The sequence below is a fragment of the Avibacterium endocarditidis genome (assembly GCF_002921145.1).
In the GTDB taxonomy this organism is placed as follows: domain Bacteria; phylum Pseudomonadota; class Gammaproteobacteria; order Enterobacterales; family Pasteurellaceae; genus Avibacterium; species Avibacterium endocarditidis.
In genome coordinates, this window is the sequence record NZ_PQVI01000110.1 from 1 (window position 1) to 8,442 (window position 8,442).

Below are 8,442 nucleotides of genomic sequence, written 5' to 3' on the forward strand. Positions count from 1 at the left end.
GTGCGGTCAGATTTTTCGTGATTTTTACAAAAATGTGATCTATCTCACAAAAATATTCCAAACTTCCTAAAACTAGGAAATTTTCCTAAATCCTTTAAGCACTCATCTCAAGGCAGAAGAGCAAAATCTCATTAAAATTTGACCGCACTTTCATTTTTTAATTGAGGAAATTATGTTCAAATTTTTACAACAGGTGCGTAAACCTGTGCTAAATCTTCCTGTGGAAGAAAGACGCAAAATGTGGTTTAAGCCCTTTATGCAATCTTATTTAGTGGTGTTTATCGGTTATATGGCGATGTATTTAATTCGTAAGAATTTTAACGTTGCGCAAAATGATATGATCGAAACCTATGGACTCACCAAAACCCAACTGGGAATGATTGGGCTTGGCTTTTCTGTGGCTTACGGAATTGGGAAAACCCTTGTTTCCTACTATGCCGATGGGAAAAACACCAAACAATTCGTGCCGTTTATGCTGATCCTTTCTGCCCTTTGTATGCTTGGTTTTAGTGCAAGTATGGGCGGTGGCAGCGTGGCATTATTCTTAATGATCGCATTCTATTCGTTAAGTGGTTTCTTCCAAAGTACGGGCGGTTCATCAAGCTATTCCACCATTACCAAATGGACACCACGCAAAAAACGTGGTTCATTCCTTGGCTTCTGGAATTTATCCCACAACGTGGGCGGTGCAGCGGCAGCGGGCGTGGCGTTATTCGGTGCGAATGTGCTATTTGACGGACACGTTATCGGAATGTTCATCTTCCCTTCTATCATTGCGTTAATTGTGGGCTTTGTGGGATTACGCTATGGTTCAGATTCCCCAGAAGCTTATGGGCTTGGTACAGCGGAAGAATTATTTGGTGAAGAAATCAGCGAAGAAGATCGTGATGCAGAAGAAAATCAGCTTACAAAATGGCAAATTTTCGTGCGTTATATTTTGAAAAATAAAGTGATTTGGTTACTTTGCTTTGCCAATATTTTCCTTTATATCGTACGAATTGGGATCGATCAGTGGTCGCCAGTTTATGCTTACCAAGAACTTGGCTTCTCAAAAGATGCCGCAATTTCTGGCTTTGCCCTATTTGAAGTGGGCGCATTAGTTGGCACATTCTTGTGGGGATTCTTATCCGATTTAGCCAACGGAAGACGTGGTTTAACCGCTTGTGTTGCGTTGGTTTTAATCGTATTCACCCTTGAGTTTTATCAATTTGCGACCAACGAATATATGTATTTAATTTCATTATTCGTGCTAGGTTTCTTGGTATTCGGGCCACAATTATTAATCGGCGTTGCGGCAGTTGGTTTCGTACCGAAAAAAGCCATTGCCGTTGCTGACGGTGTGAAAGGTACATTCGCTTACTTAATCGGTGATAGCTTTGCAAAATTAGGTTTAGGAATGATTGCAGATGGTACGCCAATTTTCGGCTTAACAGGCTGGGCGGGGACATTCGCTGCATTAAATACTTCTGCAATTGTGTGTATGGTGTTGCTCGCTTTCGTGGCAATTGCGGAAGAGAAGAAAATTCGCCGCCTAAAAAAAGCACAATAATTGCAAAAACGCAATAATTTTGCACCGCACTTAATTTTTTAATGTTCTTTACAATTATGCAGTGAGATTTTCACTGCATAATTTTTTTATTGGAGTACAATGCTCTCCCACTTTGCTTAACGCCTTATGGCTAGGATAAAAATGATTAATATCGTGTTAGTTGATGATCATCTTGTAGTGCGTTCGGGCTTCTCTCAACTGCTGTCTTTAGAGCCAGATATGCGTATCGTAGGCGAATTTGGTTCGGCCAAAGAAACTCGTCAAAATTTACCGCGCCTAAAGCCTGATGTTTGCATTATGGATATTTCTATGCCCGATGAAGGTGGTTTGGAATTATTACCCGATATTCCGCAAGGCATTCATTGCATAATGTTAAGCGTAAACGATTCTGAATTTATGGTGAAAAAAGCCCTTGAATTGGGCGCAAAAGGCTACTTAAGCAAACGTTGTAGCCCTGATGAATTAATTCAAGCAGTTAGAACGGTTTATGCTGGTGGTGTTTATCTTATGCCAGAGCTCACCTTAAAACTCGTCAATACGCCGATTAAAAATACCCTCGCCCAACTCACAAAACGTGAACAAGAAGTCTGTGAATTACTCTCCAAAGGGCTAACAGTGAAAGAAATTGCGGCAGAATTATCATTGAGCATAAAAACTGTTCACGTTCATCGTGCCAATGCAATGAGCAAGTTAAATGTGAAGAATAACGTTGAATTGGCGAATTTCTTCCATAGTAAAGGATAAAATGAACACAATTTTCTTTTTATTTATAGCTGCTTTTTGTTGCGCCAGCCTATTTTTGTTTATGGATTATTTCTAATTATTTATTAGAAGATCCGCTGCTTTCTTTTTATTTTTCCTTTTGCGCTACGCATTGGCATTCTCATTCATAAAAAATAAAATATTGGTTTTCCATTTATCTTGCCGAGTATAGCATTTTACTATTACTCTATATTGCATTTCCTGAAAATAATACATTCTCTATCATTTTCCTTGGATTACTAAATATTCCACTATTGCTTATCTTTAAAAAAATACTATTTTGGCAGCCAATTACGCTGCTTATTGCTACAAGGTCTATTAATTACATTACTCAGCCTAATTAATGCACTCTACTTTATTGGCGCTGAAAGTTTTATTTCACCTTTTGGTTAGTTTCTCAAGTGCGGTGCTAATTATTCCAATTTGTTATTTAATTTATTATTTCCTGTTTGAAATAAAATGGCTGCCGCTAACTTCTAGCCTGATTAGAAAACCTATTAGCTTAAGATCTAAGCCTATCATCATTTATCTTTTACTCTTTGTCTTAAACATTTATATTCAGACAGATTTGCCTGAATCTTTTAATCGTTTTTCGCTGTTTTCTTATCCATTCCGATTATCTTGCTTGCTTTCCGTTATGGCTGGCAAGGGGCGCTACTCGGGATCTTATTAAATAGTTTGGCATTGATTAGTACAACTCACCATTTTTCTAACATAGAATTAACGGATTTATTACTTACGCTTTCCGCACAAACCATTACAGGGATTTTCCTTGGTTTAGGCATTCAACATCAACGCGATTTAAATCAACATTTAAGCCAAGAATTAGCAAGAAACCAATATTTAACCCAACAATTAATTCATCGTGAAGAAGAAATTAGAAAAGAAATTTCAAGAGAATTACACGATGAAATTGGACAAAACATTACCGCAATTAGAACGCAAGCGAGCATTTTAAAACGAATTGGAAAAACACCAGAATATGAAAAACTCTCACAAATTATTGAGCAATTATCTCTGAATATTTACGATAGTATTAAAGGCTTAATTAATAAAATCCGTCCGCGTATTTTAGATGATCTTAATTTGCAAGAAGCCCTACAAAATCTGTTTATTGAATTAGATTTTGCCAGCCAAAATACACAAATTCATTTACTTTGTAACAACCCTAAAAATAGGATACTTTCCCATTTACTGGAAATCACCTTATATCGCTTATGCCAAGAGGCATTAAATAATATAAAGAAATATTCTGGAGCAACAGAAGTTAATATTTATTTGAATATTGATGAAAAAATCACATTACATATTCAGGATAATGGCATTGGTTTTGATCTATCTAAAATCAATCATACTGGTTTAGGCATAAAAGGAATGAAAGAACGTGTTGCAATGTTAGGCGGGAAATTTGATATTCATTCTCTAAAATGGACAAAACAGCAACAAAGTGGCACAAGTATTTTGTGGAATTACCTTGGATTAATTAATGAATACAGAAACACAACAACAAATCAATCAACGTTATCAATATTGGCGCATTCATTTAATGTTTGCGATGTATATTGGCTATGCAGGCTTTTATTTTACACGAAAAGTTTTAACTATGCCGTCCCTGCATTAATTGCTGATTTAGGTATTGATAAAAATGATATTGGAATGATGACTACTGCATTTTATATTACTTACGGCATTTCTAAATTTTTATCAGGGATATTTTCTGACCGTAGTAATCCACGCTATTTTATGGCGATTGGCTTATTTTTTAGTGGCGTAATTAATATTTTCTTTGGGTTATCAAGTTCATTATTGGTTTTTATGAGTTTGTGGATTCTCAATGCGTGGTTTCAAGGTTGGGGCTGGCCAGCTTGTTCTAAATTACTCACCACTTGGTATTCGCGCACAGAGCGGGGTGCTTGGTGGTCGGTTTGGAATACGGCTCACAACGTGGGTGGTGCATTAATTCCGTTAATTATCGGCTATGTAACCTTGCATTACAGTTGGCGTTATGGCTTTATTATTGCAGGAATTATCACTATTTTTATTGCCTTATTCCTTGCTCTACGTTTACGAGGTACGCCAGAATCCCTTGGTTTACCAAGTATAGGGCAATGGCGTAGAGATAAATTAGAGTTAATTCAAGAGCAAGAGGGAAAAGATCTTTCTTGGCAACAAATATTATATCGCTATGTTTTCCTAAATAAATATATTTGGCTTTTGGCGCTAAGTTATACCCTTGTTTATATTGTAAGAACCGCAATTAATGACTGGGGAAATATTTATTTAACTGAAAAGTATCATTACGATTTGGTATCTGCTAATAGTGCAATTTCTTTATTTGAAATTGGTGGTATTTTAGGCTCGTTAGTTGCTGGTTGGGGATCAGATAAATTATTTTCCAGTAATCGTGGCCCAATGGCATTATTATTTGCCATTGGTATTTTCTTTTCCATTTTGGCACTATGGTTAATGGTGCAAGAAATCTTTATTTTGCAAAGTGCGGTGTTTTTTTCTATTGGATTTTTTGTATTTGGCCCGCAGATGCTTATCGGAATGGCGGCGGCTGAATGTTCACATAAAAAATCCCCCGGCGCAGCCACAGGGTTTATCGGTCTATTTGCTTATTTAGGGGCTGCACTATCAGGCTATCCGCTCGCGGTAGTAATGCAATATTTCCATTGGAATGGTTTTTTTGTGGTGATTTCTTGCTGTGCCTTTCTTATCGCATTATTGCTATTGCCATTTTTGAAAGCACAAAATTAAAAAAGCCTTAGCTATAAAAATACTAAGGCTTCTTGCTATTACTTTTTTCTGTCTTTTATCGCTTAAATTATGACAACGCATCAATCATCGCCAAAACCATTGCGGAGGATTGTTTGGCGGCGAGGGGGAGAAATTCTTCAAAGGACATACTGGCTTCACCATCTCCGCTATCAGAAATTGCACGTACCACAACAAAAGGCACGTTGAAAGCGTGGCACACTTGGGCAATGGCGGCGGCTTCCATTTCGACTGCCAACACATCAGTAAAATCTTGTTTAATTTGTGCTAAGGGTTCGCCGCCGTGGATAAAACTGTCGCCCGAGCAGATTAAGCCTTTATGCACTTTTTGTCCTTGGGCAGTCGCCACTTTTTGCGCAAGAGCGGTGAGATTTTCGTCAGAATTAAAACGCGCTGGGCAATTTGGTAGCTGACCTTTTTCATAGCCGAATGCGGTAACATCGGCATCGTGGTGAGCAGTTTGGGTTGAAATCACCACATCGCCCACTTTTAGCCCTTGCGCCACGCCACCTGCCGAGCCAGTGTTAATAATCACATCAGGTTTTGCGAGTTGTAATAACGCCGTTGTTCCCATTGCAGCGGCTACTTTGCCAATGCCCGATTGCAATAAGGCAATGTCTTTGCCGTTAATCGAGCCTTGGTAAATAGTCGCGCCGCCAATTTGCGTGGTGGTTTTATTTTCCATTAGCTCAGATAAATAAGCCACTTCTTGTGCCATTGCACCTACAATTCCGATTTTCATTGTTTTTCTCTTGTAATTTGTTAATTAAAAAATCTAGCACCGCAAAGCTGTAATCATCGTTATAAAGCGTGCTTGCAGTCAGCACATATTTTCCTTCTACAATTAAATAAGGATAGGTAAACACGCCATAATCTTCGGTCAGTTGAATGGCATCACGCACCTGCAAACGCACGCCTGCTGAATGATATAATTTGCGAAATTGTTCTGTATCAATGTGTTGTTCTTGCAGCCATTTTAGCAAGTTGGAAAAGCGAGATAATTCGGTGTAACGCTGTTTTTCTGAGCTTTCAAACAACAATAAATCCGACACATTTTCCGCATTCATTGCTTGTAGGGCATAAAAAATATTTGCCGTTAAATTCGCTTTTGCCGTTGCCACGGGCGTTTCAATAAGCACAACGTTATCACGGTTAATTTGGCTATATAAATTAAGAATATCCTGCGCCACGGAACAGACTCGGCAATCGTAATAAAGAAAAATTGCAACAGAATTTTATGATCTGCGCGCGTGGGAATGGCTAGCGGTTCTTCGTAGGAAAAATAATCCCGTCCATCTTCAAATTGATTAATTTGTAAGGTGGGTGGCGTTTCGCTTTCCGCTCTTGCGCTTTGCGCAAGCAAAAAACTAAGCCCTGTGATAAAGAAAATTAATCGCCACATCAGATTACGCTACTCAGCCAAAGGTTCAATATAATCCACCAACAGTTGAATATTGCGTTGTCCGCGATATTCATTGACGTCCAATTTATAAGCTAATTTCACCCTTTTTAACGAAAGATCAGGATAATAACGCGTATCCACATTAAAGGCGATGGCATCGAGTAATGGCCCGCCATTTTGGGGTTCAAGCATCATTTTGAGGTGTTTTTCCCCCACTAAACGTTGCTGAAGCAATTTAAATTCGCCGTCAAACGTTGGCTCTGGGAAGGCTTGCCCCCAAGGTCCTGATTGTTTGAGAAGCTCGGCAGTATCCAAATTCATAAACTGGCTTGCCAGTTCGCCGTCCGTCCACACAATGCCTTGTAGATCTTTTTCGTCTAGGCACTCTTCCACCACCTCGTTAAATAGGCGCTGAAAATCACTAAATTTTTCTTCTTGAATGCTCAATCCCGCTGCCATTGCGTGTCCGCCAAATTTCAAAATGATGTCAGGGTGGCGAGAATGCAACCGTTCCAACGCATCACGAATGTGCAGCCCCTCAATGGAGCGTGCCGAGCCTTTAAGCACGCCAGCTTGATCTTGTGCAAAAGCAATCACAGGACGATGAAATTGATCTTTCAATCTTGAAGCTAAAATCCCCAATACACCTTGATGCCAATCCGCCTGATACAGCACAATGCCAGTGGGCAACGGTGGCGTAAGTGCGGTCAATTTTCGGCAAATTTCTAGCGCTTCTAATTTCATTTCTTGCTCAATTTCTTTGCGCGTTTGGTTCAAGCCATCTAGCTCCAATGCCAAAGCACGGGCGGAGGGCATATCTTCAGCCAATAACAATTCCACGCCCACCGACATATTATCCAAACGCCCTGCAGCATTTAAACGTGGCGCAATGGCAAAGCCTAAATCTGATGCACTGAAACGGCTCATATCACGATTCGCCACTTCCGCCAAGGCCTGAATCCCATAGCGGCAATGCCCTGCACGGATACGCTGTAAACCTTGATAGGCTAAAATGCGGTTATTTTGATCAAGCGGAACTACATCAGCAATTGTGCCAAGTGCCACTAAATCAAGTAATTCGGTGAAATTAGGCTGAGTTTTGCTATCAAATAAGCCTTTTTCGCGTAATTTAGCGCGTAATGCCAACATCACATAAAACGCCACACCCACGCCAGCTAAGGATTTAGACGGGAAATCGCATTGCGCTAAATTCGGGTTCACAATGGCATCAGCTTCAGGCAACATTTCGCTAGGTAAATGGTGATCTGTCACCACCACTTGCACGCCTTGTTGTTTCAAAAATGCCACACCTTCAAAGGAAGAAATGCCATTATCCACTGTGATTAGCACTTCCACATTTTTTTCTAGCGCCTGCTTTGCCACCTCAACGCTTAAGCCATAGCCTTGCTCAAAACGGTTTGGCACAAGATAATCCACTTGTTGGAAACCAAGCTGACGTAACGCCACTACGGTTAACGCCGTACTAGTTGCGCCATCGGCATCAAAATCCCCCACGATCACAATATTTTTTTGCGCCATACGCGCTTGTGCCAACAATTCCGCTGCCTTATCCATACCGAATAACGCGTGTGGCGAAAGCATCGCTTTCAAAGTGCGGTCTAATTGTTGCGGATTTTCGATTTGGCGCGCACGATAAAGACGATCAAGCAAAGGGTGATCGCTAATCGGCTGTGCTGTGCTAATGGGGCGGCGTTGGATTGTTTTGATCACGAAATAAAATCCTTAAACACATTTTAGGTTTCGCCCTAAAAGGGCGACCTACTTTTCTTTGCTTGTGCAAAGCAAAGTAGGCAAAAGAAAGCACACCCTACAGTCTCGCTTTTCCTCATTCCAGTTAGATTTTCCAAGCGGCGAAAAAAGAGATTTTGTTTCGCTCCGCTACACAAAATTACAATTTTTTCGCCTAAAAATCTAACTTCCATTCGGGCAA

General features: G+C 40.0%; 5 protein-coding genes and 3 pseudogenes. 4 read left to right on the top strand and 4 right to left on the bottom strand.

Annotated features, from left to right (window positions below; all coding sequences use genetic code 11):
* The first annotated feature begins 172 nt into the window (after window positions 1-172).
* The 4 genes and pseudogenes from uhpT (at window position 173) to uhpC (ending at window position 5,071) form a co-directional block, all read left to right on the top strand.
* The gene (uhpT, locus tag C3Z13_RS08550; RefSeq protein WP_046098405.1) at window positions 173-1,549 is read left to right on the top strand and encodes a hexose-6-phosphate:phosphate antiporter; all 1,377 of its coding nucleotides are present in this window, start codon (window positions 173-175) and stop codon (window positions 1,547-1,549) included.
* A 141-nt stretch (window positions 1,550-1,690) separates the two neighbouring features.
* On the top strand, window positions 1,691-2,293 hold the full coding sequence (locus tag C3Z13_RS08555) for a response regulator (protein ID WP_103855641.1): 603 nt from the start codon (window positions 1,691-1,693) through the stop codon (window positions 2,291-2,293).
* A 702-nt stretch (window positions 2,294-2,995) separates the two neighbouring features.
* Window positions 2,996-3,712, top strand: a pseudogene (locus C3Z13_RS12880) (histidine kinase); the annotation flags it as partial.
* An 85-nt stretch (window positions 3,713-3,797) separates the two neighbouring features.
* Window positions 3,798-5,071: pseudogene (gene uhpC, locus C3Z13_RS08565) on the top strand (MFS transporter family glucose-6-phosphate receptor UhpC).
* Window positions 5,072-5,138: 67 nt separating this feature from the next.
* Here the strand turns inward: uhpC and C3Z13_RS08570 are convergent.
* The 4 genes and pseudogenes from C3Z13_RS08570 to C3Z13_RS11945 form a co-directional block, all read right to left on the bottom strand.
* The gene (locus tag C3Z13_RS08570; protein WP_103855642.1) at window positions 5,139-5,831 is read right to left on the bottom strand and encodes a 5'-methylthioadenosine/adenosylhomocysteine nucleosidase; all 693 of its coding nucleotides are present in this window, start codon (window positions 5,829-5,831) and stop codon (window positions 5,139-5,141) included.
* Window positions 5,779-6,491: pseudogene (locus C3Z13_RS08575) on the bottom strand (thiol:disulfide interchange protein DsbA/DsbL). The gene C3Z13_RS08570 and the pseudogene C3Z13_RS08575 overlap by 53 nt, the downstream one beginning before the upstream one ends.
* 9 nt (window positions 6,492-6,500) lie before the next feature.
* Window positions 6,501-8,222 carry a single-stranded-DNA-specific exonuclease RecJ gene (gene recJ / locus C3Z13_RS08580; protein WP_103855643.1) on the bottom strand — a complete coding sequence of 574 codons (1,722 nt, stop codon included), beginning with the start codon at window positions 8,220-8,222 and terminating at the stop codon, window positions 6,501-6,503.
* 35 nt (window positions 8,223-8,257) lie between these two features.
* The coding region (locus C3Z13_RS11945; protein ID WP_219827908.1) for a hypothetical protein at window positions 8,258-8,442 on the bottom strand (185 nt) is incomplete at its 5' end.

What these genes read in the sequence shown, in the direction of transcription:
- uhpT (WP_046098405.1), top strand. Translation starts at nt 173, where the DNA reads ATGTTCAAATTTTTACAACAGGTGCGTAAACCTGTGCTAAATCTTCCT.
- C3Z13_RS08555 (WP_103855641.1), top strand. Translation starts at nt 1,691, where the DNA reads ATGATTAATATCGTGTTAGTTGATGATCATCTTGTAGTGCGTTCGGGC.
- C3Z13_RS08570 (WP_103855642.1), bottom strand. Translation starts at nt 5,831, where the DNA reads ATGAAAATCGGAATTGTAGGTGCAATGGCACAAGAAGTGGCTTATTTA.